Below are 18,710 nucleotides of genomic sequence, written 5' to 3'. Positions count from 1 at the left end.
AGGATGCTGGATTTAAATGCATTGACACAGGCCATTGGGGATCTGGACGAAGGACAAGTAGTAAGCTTACTGGAGGAATTTGTTGCCTCCAAGCCCAGTATGGCGGAGGCCAACCAAGTGGTTGCAGCTTGTCAAAAAGGGATGAGCATCGTCGGAGACTTTTATGAAAAAAAGGAGTACTATGTTGGTGACCTTATTTTCGCCGGTGAACTTTTAAGCGAGGCATTTGATCTTTTGAAACCTGTGATTGGCGGAGACAGCAACAGCAAGGTGGGCAGCATCGTTGTCGGCACGGTCCAGGGGGATATGCACCATACTGGCAAAAACATCTTTGCCAGTATGGTGGAGGCGGCAGGTTTTGTCGTCCATGATCTGGGCATCGATGTGGAGCCTGGGGTTTTTGTGGACAAGGTAAAAGAGGTGAAAGCAGAAATACTGGGGATGAGCGGAGTTCTTACCCTGGCCATTGATTCCATGAAAGCAACCGTTGACGCTTTGGCAGCGGCGGGCCTGCGGGATCAGGTGAAGGTCATCATCGGCGGCAACCCTGTCACCGAGGAGGCCTGCAAACAGATCGGAGCCGATATGTTTACAACCAATGCCGCCGAGGGCGTAAAAATTTGTCAGAGGTGGGTGGAACAACATGTCTGATAAGATGGCTGAAAGAACACAGTTATTCACGGATCTGATTGACGGGAAAATCCCCAAGCGGGTGCCCATTATGTCAATGTTTACCCATGAATTTGCTATTCAATATGCCGGCATGGATTTAAAAAAGGTCCAATGGGATACGACGGATTTAGAGGCCTGCTTCGAGAAAGTGTGCGAGGATTTTTATTCCGACCTCTTGCCTGTCTCAGCCTTCAGAATGCCGTCCTTTTATAAGATATTGGGTTCGCGAAACTTTGTCATGGGGTCCAATGGTTTTCTGCAGCATCCGGAGGTGGAAGGGCTCAAAGTAGAAGAGTATGACGATTTTATTGCTTCCCCCTATAATTGTATCGTTGAAAAAGTGCTGCCCAATTTATATTCCGAACTTAACGCCGACCCGGTCACCCGCTCTATCGTCATGGCTAAGGCCTTCAAAGCTTATACAGACGAAAACAACAACTTGTTCAGGATCTATGGGAATCTAATCGGCAAATACGGTTACGGTACCGTATCCTTCTTTGCTGCCTTCTGCGAAGCACCCTTTGATATTTTGACCGACCAGTTAAGAGGGTTCAAAAATATTTCCATGGATGTCAGACGGATTCCTGATAAGGTGGAAGCCGCTGTCGATGCGGTCACTCCTTTGATGATCAAAATGGGAACCCAGCCTTTCCCCAACAAATACAATGCCACCTTTATTCCCTTGCATATGGCTCCCTATCTCAGAGGGAAGGATTTCGACAGATTCTACTGGCCCAGCTTTAAAAAACTGGTGGAAGGTCTGGCGGAAAAAGGCATGAGGTCCTATCTGTTTGTGGAGGAGGACTGGATGCGTTATATCGACTATCTGGCCGAGCTGCCGGCCGGCACCGTAATGACCTTTGAGTACGGGGATCCCAAGCTTGTTAAGGAAAAATTGGGCAAGAAGCATATTATCGGCGGCTTCTATCCCCTTACCCTCCTGAAGACAGGGACCAAACAGGAATGCATCGACAAGGCAAAAGAGCTTAATGACATTCTGGCCCCAGGCGGCGGCTATTACTTTAGCTTTGACAAGGCGATCATCACCGCTGACAGCGTGAATATTGATAATACCAGAGCAGTTCTGGATTATGTAGCCAATAACGCCAATTATTAAGGAGGGGAACTTCATGAACACCGATTACTATAAAACATGGGAAGAATACCTGGCCGCTCATCCGGAGATCGATGAGCAGGAAGCCCAGGTCATGGCACCGAAAATGCAGAGCTACGAGGATATGATGTTCAGCTTCATTATGTTCCTCTGCGCTTAAAGTAGTTCTATAAAAAACAAAAACAAAGGGGCTGTGGCTAAACAGCCCCTTTTGTAACAAAAGGAGACTAAGCTATGATCATTATCGGAGAAAAGATTAACGGAACCATCCCCAGCGTAAAACAGGCGATTGCTGAGCGGAATGAAGAGTTCATCCGCAACCTGGCCCTTAAACAAACGGAAGCGGGAGCCCATTTTCTCGATGTCTGCGCCAGCACAGCACCGGAATACGAAGTGGAAACCTTGATCTGGCTGATGAATATCGTTCAGGATACGGTGGATACTCCTCTGTGCATTGACAGCCCTAATGCCGCCGTAATCAAAGAAGTCTTCAAGCATGCCCGGCGTCCCGGGCTGATTAACTCCGTTTCCGAGGAAGGGGATAAATGCGAGATTATTTTCCCTTTGCTTGAAGGCACGGAGTGGCAGGTGATAGCCCTGACCTGCGATAATAAAGGCATCCCTTCCGACACTGAGACGCGGGTGGAGATTACGAAGAGGATTGTGGAAAAGGCTCAAAAGCATGGCATCACTCCGGACCGCATCCATCTTGATCCCCTGGTGCTGGCGTTATCGGCGGATAATAAATCCTTATTGAACTTTACCGAAACCCTGAAGTTGGTTAAAGAGTTATACCCCACAATTAAAGTAACTTCCGGGTTAAGCAATATTTCTTTTGGCATGCCTCTCAGAAAAGTTGTCAATCAAGGCTTTTTAACCATCGCTCTTTATGCGGGAATGGATTCCGCCATTCTCGATCCCACCAACCGGGATATGATGGCTACCCTGATGGCTACTGAGGCTCTGCTGGGCCGGGACCGTCTCTGCAGAAACTTCGCCAATGCTTTCCGCAAGAATAAAATCGGCCCCATCAAAGAGTAAATGGGGAGGATGTATGGTTAAGGAAAGTGCAGGAGGCACGGTGCTGATTGCCTGCAAGATGCTTCAGCATGAACTGAATAAGGCCATAGCCGAGAATGGCTGCCCCTATCCGATCATCTGGATTGATTCCGAATACCATACAGACCCTAATGGACTAAGAGCCAAGCTCCAGGAGGAAATTGACCGGCTTGAAGAGGTAAAAACCATTCTCTTGGCTTATGGCTGCTGCGGCAATGGCACCGTGGGCTTGAAGGCGACCACCGGGGATCTGATCATTCCCCGGACGGAGGATTGTATTTCCATGCTGATGAGCCGGCAGGGCCAGACCTATTTGCGGCCCAAAGCCACCTTTTTTATGACCAAGGGCTGGCTGGAAGGCACCCACAGCATGGCCAGAGAAATAGAGCATGCCGTAAAACGCTACGGGCCGGAACGGGCGAAAAAAATCTTTGAGCAGATGTTCAGGCACTATAAGCATTTAATGCTCATCGATACCAAGTCCTATAGTATTGAGGAATGTTTGGCTGAAGTAGAATTGCTGGCCCAAAGCCTTAATTTAGAACTGACCTTTGCTGAGGGCGATGTTTGGTTTTTAAGGAAACTGCTTTCAGGGAGCTTTGCCCAGGACTTCAGCATCACACCCCGAGGAGAAACAGTAAGTCAACAGGATTTTGCCTGCTGCGACCAGGACCTTCCCCGCCAGCCCTATTGACCTGCAGGTATTGAGGGAAGACCCATTCCCTTTAAAAATTGACAAACCCCAGAGTGGGAAATAAGATGATTATGAGAAATACTTCTATATAAAGTGACCTGAGTATACCTGTTAGGGAGGGCGTAATGAAGGATTTTGGCACGACTGAAGAACTCTTGATCAATTATGTGGAACAACTCGAAGAAACTAAAGTCTTTGAGCTTGCCAATCATGCTTTAGACCAAGGGATGAATCCTTTAGACCTGGTCAACTTAATCATCGAAGGGATGAGCCGGGTGGGCAAACGCTACGAAGCAAAGGAGTATTATATCGCCGACCTGATCATGGCAGGCATCATTTTTCGGGGAGTTTTGGAGCTGAAGCCTATGACATCGTATTTCAGCAGCCATCACAAAAAGAAAAGCGGGAAGGTGCTCCTGGGCACTGTCAAAGACGATATCCATGATATTGGCAAAGAGATTTTCCGGGCCTTGCTGGAAACCCATGGCTTTGAAGTCCTGGATCTTGGTGTGGATGTATCCGGGGAAACCTTTGTCAAAAAGACCAGGGAGTTTAAGCCTGATATCATTGGACTGAGCGGAGTGTTAACCAGCACTATCGATCAAATGAAACAGGTCATCGACATTTTAGCCGCTGCAGGACTGAAGGACCAAGTCAGGATTATCGCCGGGGCAAATTATCTTAACGCCGATGGCTGCAGCTATATAGGTGCTGATGCTTTCGCCACCGATGCCTCAAAAGGGATTGAAATATGTTTGGAATGGATGAAAAGATGATTAATCCCGTCTATCTTCAGATTGTGGAAGAGCTCAAACGGAAAATAAATAGCGGGTCCTTGAAGCCGGGGGATGCCGTTGCTTCAGAAAGCGCTCTCAGCAGGGAATATGGGGCCAGCAGGATGACGGTCAGAAAAGGTCTGGCTATTCTGGCCAAGGATGGCTATATTTATTCCATTCCGGGCAAAGGCAGCTTCGTACAGAAACCGGAATTGAACAAATACACCATTTACTATGATGAGATGAAGAACTCCATCAACACGGTAGACCGCTCCCGCCTGCTGGAAGTCAATATCATCATGCCTGATGAAAAACTGGCCGGGGAATTGCAGATCACCAGGAACAAAAATGTGATTGTGATTCGCAGGTTGTTTTTTACCGAAGGCAAACCCATCGCCTATGATCTAAAATATCTGCCCTACTCCAAAGGGATGCCCATTGTGGAAGAAGAGCTGGAACAAGCCACTTTTCCCGAGATGGTTTCGGGCAGTGTGTCCTCTTTTTCTCTAAAAAAGGAACTGACCATTTATGCTCAGCCCCCTGATGAAGAGATCAGGCGCCATTTAAAGATTCATGACGACCTGGCACTGCTGGTTATCGAACAGCGCATCCATAATGAAGAGAATAAGCCGATTGGCTTTTGCGTGACTTATTTCCGGGGAGACTATATAAAATTAAAGGGCAGAAGTGAGTAGACTTGCTGATTTAATGAGCTGCATCAATCTACGATGCAGTTTTGCTTTACACAAGCCCACCATGGGGAGGAGGTCGTTTTCTTGAAAGAAGTCAGGATAGTGTTCCAACCTGGAGAGATCAGCGTGCCGGTAATTGCCGGCACCACCATTATGGAAGCCATGAACCGGTCGGGACTGGGAGAGGATTTCCCCTGCGGAGGCAGGGGGAAGTGCGGGAAATGCCGGGTAAAAGTTAGGGAGGGACTGGAGGACTTTACGGCGATTGATGAAGATCATCTGACAGCTCAGGAGTTGGCGGAAGGCATTCGTTTAGCCTGTGCCACCAAAATAAACAGAGACATGATGGTCGAGATGCAAAGTCCCAAAAAGCTGCAGCATCATATTCTGATTGATTCTGCGGAGAGAGCCTTTCATATTCAGCCCCATCTGCTCAAAGTATTTGCAGAAATTGCCCAACCTTCCCTCAGCGAGCATAAATCAGACTGGCAGCGCTTGCAGGAAAGCCTGGCCGGGCTTGGCAGCAGTGTCCATGATTTGCAGGCCCCTCTCTCCGTGCTCCGCCGGCTGCCGGACACCCTAAGGGAGTCCGCCAACCGGGTGACAACTGTAGTGTACGGTTCTCAGGTCTTGGGAATAGAGCAGGGGGATACCACCGGGACCCTCTTGGGCATGGCCTTTGATATCGGAACGACGACCATTGTCGGCTATCTGCTGGATTTAAATTCGGGCAGAGAGCTTGAAGTGGTATCGACCCTTAATCCCCAGGCCCAATATGGGGGAGATGTCATCTCCCGGATAACCTTCGCCGGCAAAGAGGAAAAGGGGCTGGACACCCTGCATCAAGCCGTAACAGGGGCTATGAACAGGCTGATCGGCGAAGCGGTTGACAAGGCGGGGGTGAGCAGAAATCAGCTTTACGGAATTTCCGTGGCAGCCAATACCACCATGCATCACCTTTTCCTGGGGATAACCCCCCGGACCATTGGCATGTCCCCCTATGTTTCCGCCGTTAACCAGGGGCTTGTGGTGGCTCCTGAGGAGCTGGGTCTGGAAATCAATCAGGCCGGCCGGGTTTTCGTCCTGCCCAATATCGCCGGCTTTGTAGGTGCGGACACTACGGCTGTTCTGCTGGCCGCCGATCTGGAGAAAAGGGATCAGGTTACCCTGATTTTGGATATTGGCACCAATGGAGAGATTGTCTTAGGTTCCCAAGACCGGATGGTGGCCTGTTCCGCAGCGGCCGGTCCGGCTTTTGAAGGAGCCCAGATCACCAGCGGCATGCGAGGCGCCGAGGGAGCGATTGATCATATTTCCTTTGACCACGGTTTGAGCTATACGGTCATCGGCAACGGGCGCCCCATAGGAATCTGCGGTTCCGCTCTTCTTGACGGGGTAGCCGGCTTTGTGGAGCTGGGGATGATCAATAAACGGGGCAAGTTTTTAGAGCCTGAAAAACTAACTCATCCCAGCGCCCTTAAACTAAAGGACAGACTTATTAAATATGAAGAGACTTGGGCTTTTCAATTGGTTGAAGCCGGTCAAACCCGTCATGGCCGACCGATTCTGATCACTCAGAACGATATTCGCGAGCTTCAGCTGGCCAAAGGGGCTATTGCAGCCGGTGTGAAGATTTTGCAGGAGGCCATGGGCATCGAGTGTGATGATATTAAGGAAGTGCTGCTGGCCGGAGCTTTTGGCAATTATCTCAATCCCCACAGTGCCTGTGTGATCGGCTTAATTCCCCGGGAGCTGGAGAGCCGGATCAAGACCATCGGCAATGCGGCAGGAAATGGGGCAAAAATTGCCTTGCTTTCCGCCCAGGAGTTTTCGCGGGCCAAGGATCTGGCCGGAGAGGTTTCCTTTGTTGAACTGGGCAGCTATCCGGGATTCAACACTATTTTTGCACAAAACACCTATTTTAAGTTGGATTGAGGAGTGGGAACACTATGGCAGAAGCAGGAACCTTGGCGGTTTTGGTGCCGGAGATAACCATAGAAGAGCTGTTTACGGCTCAGGGAGCGGATCTGAGCCGCCGCTCACCGAGACAGGACATGGTGGATTTAAACATCAAGCTATTGGCGGAAGCCAGGGAATTGGCAAAGGTCAGCATCATTTGGCAGGAAGTCAAAGTGCTGGGTTCGCAGCAGCAGGAGCTCTATCTTGAGGGTGGGCTTACCTTAAGGGGCAGCTTATTGCCCAAGGTGTTAGGCCCGGCAGAGAGTGCGGTTTTGTTTGCGATGACCATCGGGGAAGGGATCGATGAACGAGTCAAGGAATACACCCATCAAGGCAAAACCCTGGAAGCCTTCATCCTTGATGCGGCCGGATCGGCGATTTTGGCCAAAGCGGCCTATCATGCTATCTCCGAACTCGCAGGACTCTATAAAGAAAAGCAGCTGGATACCACGTTTTCTTTAGGTCCCGGGCATTCTTACTGGAAAGGGCTCGAAGATGTAAGAACGATCATTGACTACCTGAAAGGGGAGCAGATCGGCATCAGCCTGACCGACTCCAACCTTATGCTGCCCAAAAAATCCATTGCCATGGTCATGGGAGTGGGCAGCAACTTACCGGACTTCAAAGGTAAAACCCATTGTGACTTTTGCCATCTTAAGGGCAGCTGCACGATGCGGGAGCTTGGCGTCAATAATTGCTGAGGGCAGCAAGGAACCCTGACCACTCATCAATCGAGGGGCCAGGGTTCTCTGATCTTTGTTGAATTTTAAAGGAAGCTTTCCCATGGGAAAGTTACGACTATTCATTGAATAAGCCGGGACAATCGCGCATTCCATGAAGAACTCTGTATACGATAACCTCATTATCAATGACTTTGTAAAAAACTATATAGTTGCTGACAATGAGCATCCTGTATTCCTGCTTAGCTAATGCACTGTCAGGTACGATTTTCCCCGCATACGGAAATTCTGCCAATAAGTCGATTTTCTCAATAATCTTCTCCGATATTCCCAGGGCTGATTCTGGATTGTCTGCCCCAATATATATGAATATCTCGCCAATGTCATCACGGGCCACTTGCAATAGAGTGACTTTATACTTGATCATTGTGAAGACTCCTTATATATTCCCTCACTTCATCTGAGGTATAGCTCGGTGCGCCATTAAGACGCTGTTTTTCAGCTTCTAATAGCTTAGTCCTCAGATCTAACATAGCTTCCCTGTGCTCGTAAGCAGCTATGCTCATAATAACCAACTCACCCTCCCCATTTTTGGTCAGATAAACAGGTTCGGCCTTCTCCTTGCATATTTTAGTAATTTCCCCGAGTTCCGTTCTCAGTGAAGATGTGGGTTTTATTATCATAAAATCACTCCTGTGCAAAATTAAGTCTATATTTTGATCTTATTTTATACTGAATTTTGATCCTTAGCAATGGAAGCAAAGAGATGAGCAGAGAGCCCAGGGGTCTCGATGTAAGCAATTAACATGAGAACCCCGACTACTTATAATGGGCGGGCCTTGAAAAATACGAAGCTTGAATTCTGGGTACTTGGAATTTATAATGAAGGTGGATTCGCACAATTTGTATTGCGATCGAATTGTAGGGGAATTAGCTCCTTCCACATGCACCACTTAGATATCTCCGGTAAGGGAGTGAAGAGCGTGGAAATTGTATATTCCAGAGTCGCCTTCAAAGCAATCAATAGTCTTGATAAATCTACAAAACTGAGAGTTAAAGCTGGAATAGAAGGACTACTTGAAGTACCACCAAAGGGTGATATTAAGCAAATGCAGGGATTAAATCCCCCTACATTTCGTTTGCGAATAGGAAGATACCGGATATTATATGAATATATTAGTCTTAATAATAAAGAAGTCCTGATGATCAAAGATATTGGCTCACGAGGGGACATATATAAATAAGGAGAGGTGATAGTATGTCCGCAGTTTCAAAGCAAATTATTGATATGATCGATATGTTGCCTGAGTCGGAACAGAAGCTGGCATTTGAAATGATTAAAAGGATGGTTCTTGCCTGGGACAGCGATTTTACAAAGCTAACCCCTTCGGAGAGAGCGAGGTTAACAGAAGCCGAAAAAGAAATAGCCAACAATGAAACCGTTAGCCATTCAGACATCGACTGGAATTAACCGACTTACTGATTGGGGAATCAGGGTTCTTTGCTTAAAAATTCGGCCGTTTTGGATGGACTCATCTAGATGAATCCATCGCAAAACGGCCGAATTTTCATTTAGCTATAGCAGCAGGCCCCTTTCCGCAAACCCGGCTCAGCCGGTGTGAACATCACGCCGCTTCATCCAGAGCACGGCCCACAGTACGCAAGCAAGGACATAGAGGGCACAGCTCAGGAGAAAGTGCCCCAGATCGCACTGCATAGGTCCCCCAGGCTGATTGGCGCGCATGCCCAGGCTTAAAAGGGAATAAGGGAAGAAGACCCCATACCCTTTGGCAAGCATGCCCAGCCCGGCAATACCTCCCATCAGAGCCAGCCCCACCGGCACGGCAAAGCTGCGGATCATCAGGGATAAACAGAGCTGTACGGCGCAGATGGCGATAGCTGCCGCAGCGCCGGTCAGCAGCCATTCCGGAAATTGTCCGGGAACCGGGGAAGACAGCCCCGCCAGCTTTCCGGACAAAAGGTACAATGCCCCTGTCCATACCTGGGTGAAGATGACCATAGCCGAGGCGATGCACAGCTTGGCGAGAAAGAAACAGCTCACCGGTATGGGCATGGTCATAACCGAATTCCAGTTGTGGTTCAGATGCTCCAGCCGGTAGAGATAGGAGCAGTAGACACCAATAATGGCGGGAAGAAAGAAATAGCAGGAAAACAAGGTGTGCTGGGTCCAGAGGCTGTACCATCCATCCTGCAAAATACCGATATTCAGCAAATAGTTAAAGGTTCCGATCAAAGCGGGCAGAATAGGCAGCAGGATAAAGGCCAGCCAGACGGGACTGTGGCGCAGCTTCATTCCTTCGGCTCTGAGAGCGCGGCCAAACATAATCAGACCTCCTTTCTCCTGAAGAGGGCACGCCCGCCGCTATAGAACAGCAGGAAGGCGGCTGTGATGATCAGGAATCCCGGCCAGTCGATATCCGTCCAATAAAAATCAGTGACTCGTGTTTCCCGGTCCCAATTCATCCCCACCTGCATCAACACCCCGTAATAGCCCCAGGGAATCAGCCTGGCAAATTGCGGGGGGAGATACATGATGAAAAGCCCGGCGAAGCCTCCCAGCAATCCCAGGGAAAGAGGGATCATCTGATTGGTGGACAACAGGGAGACAATGTGCTGGATCAGCAAAAGGGTGAGGGTAACCCAGGAGGTAAACAGAAGGTAGTATCCCAGCTGGGGAAGGGGAGGAGATTCCGTAAAACCTTTGGCATAGCCGGCTAAAAGCATAGCCATGACCTGTAAAATAACGATAGCAAGAATATAGAAGGCGCCGCAGAGAAATTTGGCATCAAACAATTTCCCCGCCGGCATGACCGTATTTAAAAGCCTGAAGGTCTGCCCTTTATGCTCCACATCGCTGAGCCGGGAGGCCACAACGGCTGTGACCACCGGCAGGATAATGGCATTGAGCACAGGAAACTGGTACAGACAGAGCAGCCAGCCCTGCTGCAGCTTCCCGGCATCCATATGCTTTAACCCCCAGAAGAACCAGAGCAGCTGAAAGCCCAGCAAGGCGGCCACAATCAGCCAAATCTTGCGGTGCCGGGTTTTTCTGAATTCGACGGACAGGGCTTTTCTCATAAACTCACCGCCGATCCCGTCAGTTCTAGGAAGATATCTTCCAGGCTTTTTTCGCGCTGCTCAATCCGCACGACCCCTACCTTCTGTTCAAACAGGTTCAGAGTTAAACGGGACAATTCCCCATCCGCAAAGGCTGGGAGGAGCAGGTAATCCTGCTGGCACTGAACAGCAATACCTTGTTCTCTCAGAACAGCGGCGGCCCGGTGGTTATCCAAAGTGCGGATGGCTATGCTGGGGCTGCTTTTTTGGTGCAGGGCCCCTAGGCTGCTTTGAAAAACAAGCCGGCCCTTGCTGATGATGCCCAGATTGGTCGCCATTTGCTCAATCTCACTGAGCAAATGGCTGGAGACCAGAACCGTGATCCCGTACTCCTTGGGCAGGGAACGGATCAGCTCCCGCATTTCCTGAATCCCGGCGGGATCAAGCCCATTGGTAGGTTCATCCAGAATTAAAAGCCGGGGATTGCCCAAAAGGGCGCAGGCCAGCCCCAAACGCTGCTTCATGCCCAAAGAATATTGATTTGTCTTTTTGTTTTTTTGGTTTTCCAGCCGGACAATCTCCAGAACTCGGCCGATGTCTTTTTCCGGAGTACCTTTAAGGGTGGCAATAATCCGGAGATTTTCGTAGCCGCTTAAATGGCCATAATAGCTGGGGGACTCGATTAAAGAGCCCACATCCTTGAGAATGGACATGCGGCTGCGGTGATTCATGGTTTTGCCGAATACCGTAATGCTGCCGGCAGTGGGCTTAACCAGCCCCAGAATCATTTTGAGTGTTGTCGATTTGCCGGCGCCATTGGGACCAAGAAAACCGTAGACGGCTCCCTCGGCAACCGACAGATCCAAATCACTGACTCCCGGCGTCTTGCCATAGTGCTTACACAGACCCTGTGTTTTGATAATATCAGCCATACAAGTACCACCTTTAATCTGAAAGTAAGCTCAGCATAGCAGAGCAGGCTTACAGGAACCTTTGGGCCACCTTACATTTACCTTAAATCTTTGCCGGCTCATAGGTATTCTCCCAGCGATACCTTATAATAAAGGCGGTGATAAACATGAACACAATTTTTGACTGCAAACTTTTGTTAGTGGATGATGAGCCGGATCTGCGCGGGATGCTGGTGGAGATTCTCCACAAAGAAGGCTTTCAGCGCGTCCGGACAGCAGCCAGCTGCCAACAAGCAAAAGAGCTGTTCCAAACAGAACAGCCCCAGGTTGTGATTTTGGATGTCTCCTTGCCCGACGGAGACGGCTTTTCATTAATGTCCGAGTTCAGAAGTATTTCCGCAGTGCCGGTGCTGTTTCTGTCGGCACGGGATGAGGACGAGAACCGTTTGCTTGGCTTGGGACTTGGTGCCGACGATTATATTACCAAGCCTTTTCTGCCCCGGGAACTGCTGCTTCGGCTCAAGGCCGTGCTGACTCGAACCTATTTTCCCCCCACCCTGCGGCAGAGCAAGAAACCCCTCTTCCGTCTGGGGGAAGCGGTGGTGGATCTGAACAGCGCCTTGGTAACCCGTCCCCAGGGTCAGGTGACCCTGACCGCCAAAGAATATATCTTATTGGCAAAACTGTATGAAAACAGGGGCAGCATCGTCACCGGAGACAGTCTGTGCCGGGCGGTCTGGGGGGATGATCTGTACGGATATGAGAATACGCTGATGGTGCACATCCGCCGCCTGCGGGAAAAGATAGAACCGGAACCCTCTTCTCCCCGCTATCTCCTCACGGTGCGGGGGTTAGGATACAAGCTGACCGGGGTGGTGGAAAAATGAAAAGCATGCTGAGGATTTTGGGACGTTATGTGGGCAGCGCCGCCGGCATTGCACTGATTCTGCTGATCCTGAATGCCGCTTTGTTTTTGCTGTGGGTGACCGGAGCTAAACAAGAAAACGGAAACTCTTACCGGGTTTCCGTCATTGCCGACGGCCTGGCCAAGGAGGGGGAAGAGTATACCCTTGCCGACAGTGCACGGCAGGCCATGAGTGTCCGTTATGAATGGGCCATGCTCCTGAGTGATTCAGGAGAAATCCTGTGGAGTCTGAATTTGCCCCGGGAGCTTTCCCGAACCTATACTATCCCGGAAGTGGCCAGCTTTACCAAATGGTATTTGCAGGATTATCCCGTCTATGTCTGGCGTCATCAGGACGGGCTTCTGGTGGTGGGCTGTCCCAAAGGAAGCGTCTGGAAAACGGGCATGGAGATGCCCCAAAGCATTATGGATAAAACCATCCTTTGGATACCTATCGTGCTGGCGGCCAATGGGCTGGCTGCCGTGCTGCTGGCCCTGCTGCTTGGCCTGCGCCTGTTCCGCTCCATGCACACCCTGGTGAAGGGGATTGAACAAATGGCGGCAAAGCAGCCGGTGCAGCTGGGGACCAACGGAGTTTTAGGGGAGCTGGCCGCCGCTCTGAATCAAACCTCCCGGGAGCTGCAAAGGCAGGAGATCGCCCTGCAAAAAAGGGAGCAGGCACGAACCTCATGGATCGCCGGCATATCCCACGACATCCGCACTCCTCTTTCCATGGTCATGGGCTATGCCAGCCAGCTGGAGGACAATCAGGAGCTTCCCCGGCCGGCCAGGGAGCAGGCGGGAATCGTGCGCCAGCAAAGCCAACGGATCAAGACCCTGGTCAACGATCTGAATCTGGCCTCCAAGCTGGAATACGATATGCAGCCCTTGCACCAGGAGGAGGTTCTCCTGGCGCCCTTGCTGCGTCAGATTGCCGCTGATTTTTTAAACGGAGGGCTTGCCCGGCCCTACTCACTTGAATTAGATGTGGGCGAATCAGCCCGGCAGGCTAAGGTCCTGGGGGATCAGGAGCTGCTCAGGCGTGCCGTTTATAATCTGATCCAAAACAGCATCCGCCATAATCCTCAGGGCTGTGCTATCCGCATAACCCTTGAGCGGGTAAATTCCTGCTGGGTTATGGCAGTGGCAGATAACGGCAAGGGCTTTGACCAAGAGCTTCTGGACCGGCTCAAGGAGGAGAACTCTTTGACCGGGATGCCGAGCCATGGCCTGGGCCTGACCCTGGTCCGGCAGATCGCAAGGGTTCATGAGGGGACCACGGAGTTTGAAAATCTGCCGGAAGGAGGATGCCGGGTAGTGATCAATCTGCCGCCGTCCTCCTAGGGGGGATAAAATTTGGCCGTTTTGAGATCGACTCATCTGGATGAGTCAATCCAAAACGGCCAAATTCATTTAGTCCAGGCTTACGGAAGCCAGATCCCATGATTAGTTATTACCAAGCGGCAACGACGCCATCAGTTCGCGGTTCGGTGGCACCGACCAGGACATCCTTGTCATTGCGCCAGATGATTTGCCCTCGTCCAAAGAGTCCGGTATTCGCACTCCACTCGATCTCATGCCCCATACGGCTGAGGCCGTCCCCGATATGGGAAGGCAGGGAACGCTCTACCTGAACATGGCGGTCCTGGACCCAGAGAAAACGGGGAGCGTCCAAGGCAGCTTGGGGATTGAGATGAAAGTCGATGGCATTCATCAGCACCTGAACATGCCCCTGGGGCTGCATGAATCCGCCCATGACCCCAAAAGGACCTACCGTGTTGCCGTCTTTAGTAAGGAAGCCGGGAATAATGGTATGGTAGGGGCGCTTTTTAGGTTCTAAAAAGTTAGCGTGGTGGGGATCAAGGGAAAAATTATTGCCCCGGTTATGGAGGCTGATACCCGTGCCGGGAACCACCAAGCCTGAGCCGAAATCCATATAATTGCTCTGAATCATGGACACCATGTTTCCTTCATCATCGGCAGCAGCGAGGTAGACAGTTCCCCCTTTGGGTGGAGTGCCCGGTTCGGGGAGGAGGGCGGTTTGGCCAATAAGTTTGCGGCGTTCCAGAGCATATCCTTCGGAGAGCAGATCGCTGATCTTGACTTCCATGCTCCGGGGATCGGCAATATATTTGCGTCCGTCCACATAAGCCAGCTTAATGGCCTCGATCTGCTTATGATAGGTTTCGATGGAGTCCTTTGCCGAGAATTGGAAGCCCTTAAGGATGTTAAGAGCCATCAGGGCGACTAAGCCGTGGCCGTTAGGGGGGATTTCCCAGACATCATAGCCCCGGTAATGGAGATGGATGGGGTCCACCCAGAGGGGCTGATAGTCTTCCAGATCCCTTTTGCGCAGATAGCCGCCGTATTTTTGAGAGAAGGCATCGATCCGATCGGCTAAGTCTCCTTTATAAAAAGCTTGGGCCTTGCTTGCCGCGATTTGGGCTAAAGAGCGGGCATGATCAGGGGAACGCCAGATTTCGCCGATGAAAGGAGCGCGCCCTTGGGGAGCAAAGGTCTTAAACCAGGATTCATATTCCTCCCCCTTGAGCTCCTGGGCGTATTTCGTGTAGGCTATCTGCCAGTTCTGGCCCAGCACGGGAGAGACGGGATAGCCCTGTTCAGCATAATCGATGGCGGGTTTAAGGACTTCAGTCAGGGGCAGCCGGCCGAAGCGTTCCGATAAGGCTGCCCAGGCTGCAGGCGCACCCGGCACCGTCACGGGAATCCAGCCGTATTGGGGCATTTCTTGGTGTCCGGCTTTGATGAGGTCATGGCCGGAAAGGGAAGCAGGGGCTGTTCCGCTGGCATTCAGGCCATGAAGCCGGCCTTTAGTCCAGACGAGAGCAAAAGCATCGCCGCCCATGCCGTTGGATGTGGGTTCAACCACAGTTAAACAAGCGGCAGTAGCAATAGCCGCATCAATGGCATTTCCGCCTTTTTTGAGGATGTCCAAACCTGCTTGAGCGGCCAGGCCTTGGGAAGTCGCCACCATGCCCCGGCTGGCAAAGCTCAGGGAACGCTTGGAAGGATAAGGATGATATAAGGGATCGTAAAGCATAATAACCTCCAAATGTATAGTGATCGTTAATTATGAATGGCTTAAGTATATCATTAATTGTTTGAAAATCCTGGCTTTTTAATATCTCTGTGCTTCTTTAATATTTCTGTGAAATGGATTTACCCACGTTTGGTTGCTCTTCAGGTGGCTCTGCAGGGCTATGGATTCATATAAAAAAACTATAGTGCTTGGGTATCTGATTGTAATTTTCAATTGGACACCCCATTATTTGCCTGATTATAATGAAGATTGTAGCAGAGATAAGAAGGAGGAGAGGGTTAACTATGAGAAAATTACTGTCCCTGACAATGTGCCTGCTTTTATCAGTATCCGTGCTGGCAGGCTGTACTCAGGCAACACCTGCCAGCGGAGGTTCCGCAGCGCCGGCTGCCGATCGTGCAGAGGCCGACATCAGCTGGCAGTACAAGACCGCGGACGAGACCAAGGCTATGCTGGATGCTCAGGAGAGCGTCATCATTCTTGATAGCCGCCCGGATGACATGTATACTAAAGGTCATATTCCCGGTGCCTACCACGTGCCCAGCTATCCTATGGATACTCCGGAGCTTGAACAGGTATTGAAAGATGCGGTGCCCAATCTCCAGGGTGATGACCCCATCGTGATCGTATGCAAGAGCGGCAACAAAGGGGCAAAACGGGCCATATCTTTCCTGCAGGATCAGGGGGTTGCCCCCGAGCGCCTGTTCATCCTGGAAGGTGGCGGTGATGGTTGGAAAATTCCCGAATACACTACCACTGCCAACGACTCTACCATTCCTAATTAGGCCGCCTCTAGGGTGACCACATCATTCAGCGACCAGTACATGGACGATCCTCAGTATATAAAGACCGGACGGGCAGTGAAGATGTGCTCTTTGCAGATGCCCAAGGTAAGGATCGATACGGCTAAAGAAGGGCTGCCAGGGGGTTATTGCTTTCCCTGGCAGCCCTTAGCACATTGTGCCCGGTGGGTAGAAACGAGGTATGTCAATGAACGAACAAAGATGGTCGAAAAAATATCGGAAGTGGACTGTTTGGGCAGTCACTATTCTGGCGGTGATCATTTGCCTGATTGTACCTCCCCTTAGGAGCGGACTTGGGTCAGTCTTCACCCTGCTCTCCTCAATGGACGTCAGCCAGGTAGTGGAGTACATCCGCTCCTTCGGTCCCTGGGCCGTCGTTGTTTCCTTCTGCCTGATGCTCCTCCAGTCTGTGGCTGCCCCTCTTCCGGCCTTTCTGATTACCTTCGCCAACGCTATGATCTTCGGCTGGTGGCAGGGGGCCATCCTCTCCTGGTCCAGCGCCATGGCCGGAGCGGCCATCTGCTTTTGGCTTGCCCGCCTTCTGGGGCGGGACACCGTAGAGAAGCTGGCCTCTAAGACGGCACTGAGCAGCGTGGATGTATTTTTCAGGCAGTACGGAAAGCATACTATTCTTATCTGCCGCTTGCTCCCTTTCGTCTCTTTCGATTTGGTGAGCTATGCTGCGGGGCTGACAGGCATGAGCTTTGGGGGCTTTTTCCTGGCTACGGGCATCGGGCAGCTCCCGGCCACCCTTGTGTACTCCTATGTGGGGGGTATGCTCACCGGAGGGGCCAGGCTCTTCGTCACCGCCCTGCTGATCCTCTTCGCCCTTACAGTTTTGATTTACCTATTCAGGAAGATTTATCAGGAGCGGAAAAGGGAAGCCACGGATGAACAATAGAAAGCCTTGGCTCTTTTTGGGGTTAGCTGTACTGGTGTTAATCGGCAACCTTATCTTCGGTTGGTCGGATGATCTTGCCAACCAGGAGACTCTGCCCCTTATGCGCCGCGCTCTGGAGGATAACTTTGCCCTGGCCCTGCTGCTCTACGGGGTCCTTACCGTGGCCGGCTGTGTGCTGCTGGCTTTGCCGGGGGTGACCTTTGCTATTGTAGCCGGGGTGCTTTTCGGTCCTGTATGGGGAACCTTGGCCTGCTGGTTGGCCGTGACCCTGGGCGCCTGCCTGTCTTTTCTGGCCGGGCGCTACTTTCTCAAGGATACGCTGAAGCCCCAATTAGAGAAGAACAGCTATCTCAACCGCCTGCTCTTTGCGGGAGCGGGACAGAGAGATGTATTTTTGTTGGCGATCACCCGGCTGGTACCGCTTTTCCCCTATAATCTGCAAAATTTTGCTTACGGCATCACTGACATCAGATTCCTGCCCTATGCCTTGTACTCGGCCCTTTTTATGCTACCGGGCACTGCGGCCTATACCGTAGGGGCGGCAGGAGTGGCCAGCCCGGAGAGACGGGGTCCTTATCTCATAGTTGCAGGGGTCTTGCTGGCCGTTGTGTTGACATTATCCTTCATATTGAAGAAGGGGGTGAAGGAGTGAAGACGAGACAGCTCATCACTCTGTTGGAAAAAAGTCATTATCCTTTCCGCAATTACCCTAAAGTGTCCTGTGCGACCCTGCTCTTTCCAGGGTGCAGTTTCCCTTCCCAGTTCCCCAAGACCATGGACGCACTGGCGGAGTTGTGCCGGGAACATGGGGTGGGCGTAGCCTATGACTGCTGCGGCAAACCGGTGGCGGAGCTGAAGGGGGAGAGGCACACGGTGCGGATCGGGGAAAAGATGACTGAGCGGCTGGAGCGGCTGGGCGTGGGGGAGGTAGTCTGTCTGTGCCCCAACTGCCTGGAGTATCTCGGTGAAACACTGGCTTTCCCGGTGATCAGCATCTACGCCCTGCTTTCCCGCTGGGGTTACACCAGCCAGAGCCCACCCCCGTCCGGAGTAGTCTTTCGCCCCTGTCCGGATCGGGAGGCGGGGCGGCTTCTGGAAGAGATCGGTGAATTGGTATCTTTGGCGGGTCTGCGTACCATGGAGAGGGTTCCCTGCTGCGGATTGCGGGGGGACATCGCCGCCCATGGCCCGGCGGCGGCAGACAAGCTGTGTGCCCTGGTAAAGGAGGAAGGGGCAGGGGAGACCATTTATACCTACTGTGCTTCCTGCTCCGGGCAGTTCCAGCGTCAGGGCTGCGGCCAGGTGCGCCATCTTCTCTCCTCCCTGCTGGGAGTAGAGGAGGAGCCGGATGCCGCCCACGCCCTTTTCAACCGGGCGAGAAGAAAATTTGCAAAATAAAGGAGAAA

The 18,710-nt window shown here is 51.4% G+C and carries 23 protein-coding genes; 17 read left to right on the top strand and 6 right to left on the bottom strand.

Features of this window, described 5'->3' with window-relative positions; all coding sequences use genetic code 11:
- Positions 1-3 precede the first annotated feature (3 nt).
- From DHAF_RS19405 to DHAF_RS19370, 9 genes are all read left to right on the top strand, one after another.
- Positions 4-651 carry a cobalamin B12-binding domain-containing protein gene (locus tag DHAF_RS19405; protein WP_015944865.1) on the top strand — a complete coding sequence of 216 codons (648 nt, stop codon included), beginning with the start codon at positions 4-6 and terminating at the stop codon, positions 649-651.
- Positions 644-1,789: a uroporphyrinogen decarboxylase family protein gene (locus DHAF_RS19400; RefSeq protein WP_015944864.1), complete on the top strand. Its 1,146-nt coding sequence runs from the start codon at positions 644-646 to the stop codon at positions 1,787-1,789. The genes DHAF_RS19405 and DHAF_RS19400 overlap by 8 nt, the downstream gene beginning before the upstream one ends.
- Before the next feature lie 13 nt (positions 1,790-1,802).
- Positions 1,803-1,946: a hypothetical protein gene (locus DHAF_RS26160; RefSeq protein ID WP_015944863.1), complete on the top strand. Its 144-nt coding sequence runs from the start codon at positions 1,803-1,805 to the stop codon at positions 1,944-1,946.
- A 74-nt stretch (positions 1,947-2,020) separates the two neighbouring features.
- Positions 2,021-2,827, top strand: a complete 807-nt coding sequence (locus DHAF_RS19395; protein WP_005811853.1) for a methyltetrahydrofolate cobalamin methyltransferase — start codon at positions 2,021-2,023, stop codon at positions 2,825-2,827.
- A 13-nt stretch (positions 2,828-2,840) separates the two neighbouring features.
- Complete coding sequence (locus DHAF_RS19390) at positions 2,841-3,539, top strand: DUF1638 domain-containing protein (protein ID WP_015944862.1); 699 nt, start codon at positions 2,841-2,843, stop codon at positions 3,537-3,539.
- Positions 3,540-3,664: 125 nt separating this feature from the next.
- Complete coding sequence (locus DHAF_RS19385; protein ID WP_005811851.1) at positions 3,665-4,315, top strand: cobalamin B12-binding domain-containing protein; 651 nt, start codon at positions 3,665-3,667, stop codon at positions 4,313-4,315.
- Positions 4,291-5,010: a GntR family transcriptional regulator gene (locus tag DHAF_RS19380; RefSeq protein WP_015944861.1), complete on the top strand. Its 720-nt coding sequence runs from the start codon at positions 4,291-4,293 to the stop codon at positions 5,008-5,010. The genes DHAF_RS19385 and DHAF_RS19380 overlap by 25 nt, the downstream gene beginning before the upstream one ends.
- A gap of 81 nt (positions 5,011-5,091) precedes the next feature.
- Positions 5,092-6,942 (top strand): ASKHA domain-containing protein, encoded by a 1,851-nt coding sequence (locus tag DHAF_RS19375; protein WP_015944860.1) that lies wholly within the window; start codon positions 5,092-5,094, stop codon positions 6,940-6,942.
- 14 nt (positions 6,943-6,956) lie between these two features.
- Positions 6,957-7,667 (top strand): vitamin B12 dependent-methionine synthase activation domain-containing protein, encoded by a 711-nt coding sequence (locus DHAF_RS19370; protein WP_015944859.1) that lies wholly within the window; start codon positions 6,957-6,959, stop codon positions 7,665-7,667.
- Between the two features lie 97 nt (positions 7,668-7,764).
- Here the strand turns inward: DHAF_RS19370 and DHAF_RS19365 are convergent, their stop codons facing one another.
- Together DHAF_RS19365 and DHAF_RS19360 are read right to left on the bottom strand one after the other, a co-directional pair.
- Positions 7,765-8,073, bottom strand: a complete 309-nt coding sequence (locus DHAF_RS19365; RefSeq protein ID WP_015944857.1) for a type II toxin-antitoxin system RelE/ParE family toxin — start codon at positions 8,071-8,073, stop codon at positions 7,765-7,767.
- Positions 8,060-8,329, bottom strand: coding sequence for a type II toxin-antitoxin system Phd/YefM family antitoxin (locus DHAF_RS19360; RefSeq protein ID WP_015944856.1), 270 nt, complete (start codon positions 8,327-8,329; stop codon positions 8,060-8,062). Before DHAF_RS19360 ends, DHAF_RS19365 begins: the two co-directional genes overlap by 14 nt.
- Positions 8,330-8,629: 300 nt before the next feature.
- Here DHAF_RS19360 and DHAF_RS19355 point away from each other — a divergent pair, with 300 nt between their 5' ends.
- Positions 8,630-8,890 carry a type II toxin-antitoxin system RelE family toxin gene (locus tag DHAF_RS19355; RefSeq protein ID WP_015944855.1) on the top strand — a complete coding sequence of 87 codons (261 nt, stop codon included), beginning with the start codon at positions 8,630-8,632 and terminating at the stop codon, positions 8,888-8,890.
- A 14-nt stretch (positions 8,891-8,904) separates the two neighbouring features.
- On the top strand, positions 8,905-9,117 hold the full coding sequence (locus DHAF_RS19350) for a hypothetical protein (protein ID WP_015944854.1): 213 nt from the start codon (positions 8,905-8,907) through the stop codon (positions 9,115-9,117).
- 138 nt (positions 9,118-9,255) lie between these two features.
- On the opposite strand, the gene DHAF_RS19345 is transcribed toward DHAF_RS19350, so the two are convergent.
- Genes DHAF_RS19345 through DHAF_RS19335 form a run of 3 tightly spaced genes read right to left on the bottom strand, consistent with a single transcriptional unit; the run spans position 9,256 to position 11,656 of the window.
- Positions 9,256-9,990, bottom strand: a complete 735-nt coding sequence (locus DHAF_RS19345) for an ABC transporter permease (protein ID WP_015944853.1) — start codon at positions 9,988-9,990, stop codon at positions 9,256-9,258.
- A 2-nt stretch (positions 9,991-9,992) separates the two neighbouring features.
- Positions 9,993-10,745 carry an ABC transporter permease gene (locus DHAF_RS19340; RefSeq protein WP_015944852.1) on the bottom strand — a complete coding sequence of 251 codons (753 nt, stop codon included), beginning with the start codon at positions 10,743-10,745 and terminating at the stop codon, positions 9,993-9,995.
- A complete protein-coding gene (locus DHAF_RS19335; protein WP_015944851.1) occupies positions 10,742-11,656 on the bottom strand; it encodes an ABC transporter ATP-binding protein in 915 nt (304 codons plus the stop codon). Before DHAF_RS19335 ends, DHAF_RS19340 begins: the two co-directional genes overlap by 4 nt.
- Before the next feature lie 146 nt (positions 11,657-11,802).
- Here DHAF_RS19335 and DHAF_RS19330 point away from each other — a divergent pair, with 146 nt between their 5' ends.
- Both DHAF_RS19330 and DHAF_RS19325 read left to right on the top strand, forming a co-directional pair.
- Positions 11,803-12,522 (top strand): response regulator transcription factor, encoded by a 720-nt coding sequence (locus DHAF_RS19330; protein WP_015944850.1) that lies wholly within the window; start codon positions 11,803-11,805, stop codon positions 12,520-12,522.
- On the top strand, positions 12,519-13,883 hold the full coding sequence (locus DHAF_RS19325; RefSeq protein WP_015944849.1) for a sensor histidine kinase: 1,365 nt from the start codon (positions 12,519-12,521) through the stop codon (positions 13,881-13,883). The genes DHAF_RS19330 and DHAF_RS19325 overlap by 4 nt, the downstream gene beginning before the upstream one ends.
- 109 nt (positions 13,884-13,992) lie before the next feature.
- On the opposite strand, the gene DHAF_RS19320 is transcribed toward DHAF_RS19325, so the two are convergent.
- Positions 13,993-15,600, bottom strand: coding sequence for a gamma-glutamyltransferase family protein (locus DHAF_RS19320; RefSeq protein WP_015944848.1), 1,608 nt, complete (start codon positions 15,598-15,600; stop codon positions 13,993-13,995).
- Between the two features lie 284 nt (positions 15,601-15,884).
- Here DHAF_RS19320 and DHAF_RS19315 point away from each other — a divergent pair, with 284 nt between their 5' ends.
- The 4 genes from DHAF_RS19315 (at position 15,885) to DHAF_RS19300 (ending at position 18,702) form a co-directional block, all read left to right on the top strand.
- Complete coding sequence (locus tag DHAF_RS19315) at positions 15,885-16,385, top strand: rhodanese-like domain-containing protein (RefSeq protein ID WP_015944847.1); 501 nt, start codon at positions 15,885-15,887, stop codon at positions 16,383-16,385.
- Between the two features lie 199 nt (positions 16,386-16,584).
- Complete coding sequence (locus tag DHAF_RS19310; protein ID WP_041271997.1) at positions 16,585-17,304, top strand: TVP38/TMEM64 family protein; 720 nt, start codon at positions 16,585-16,587, stop codon at positions 17,302-17,304.
- Positions 17,294-17,956, top strand: a complete 663-nt coding sequence (locus tag DHAF_RS19305) for a TVP38/TMEM64 family protein (RefSeq protein WP_015944845.1) — start codon at positions 17,294-17,296, stop codon at positions 17,954-17,956. Before DHAF_RS19310 ends, DHAF_RS19305 begins: the two co-directional genes overlap by 11 nt.
- Entirely contained in the window at positions 17,953-18,702 is a 750-nt protein-coding gene (locus DHAF_RS19300; RefSeq protein WP_015944844.1) for a heterodisulfide reductase-related iron-sulfur binding cluster, read from the top strand. The genes DHAF_RS19305 and DHAF_RS19300 overlap by 4 nt, the downstream gene beginning before the upstream one ends.
- Positions 18,703-18,710 lie beyond the last annotated feature (8 nt).

The organism is Desulfitobacterium hafniense DCB-2, assembly GCF_000021925.1.
In the GTDB taxonomy this organism is placed as follows: domain Bacteria; phylum Bacillota; class Desulfitobacteriia; order Desulfitobacteriales; family Desulfitobacteriaceae; genus Desulfitobacterium; species Desulfitobacterium hafniense.
Note: the sequence above shows the minus strand (reverse complement) of the source record. Positions and strands in the feature narration are given on the sequence as shown.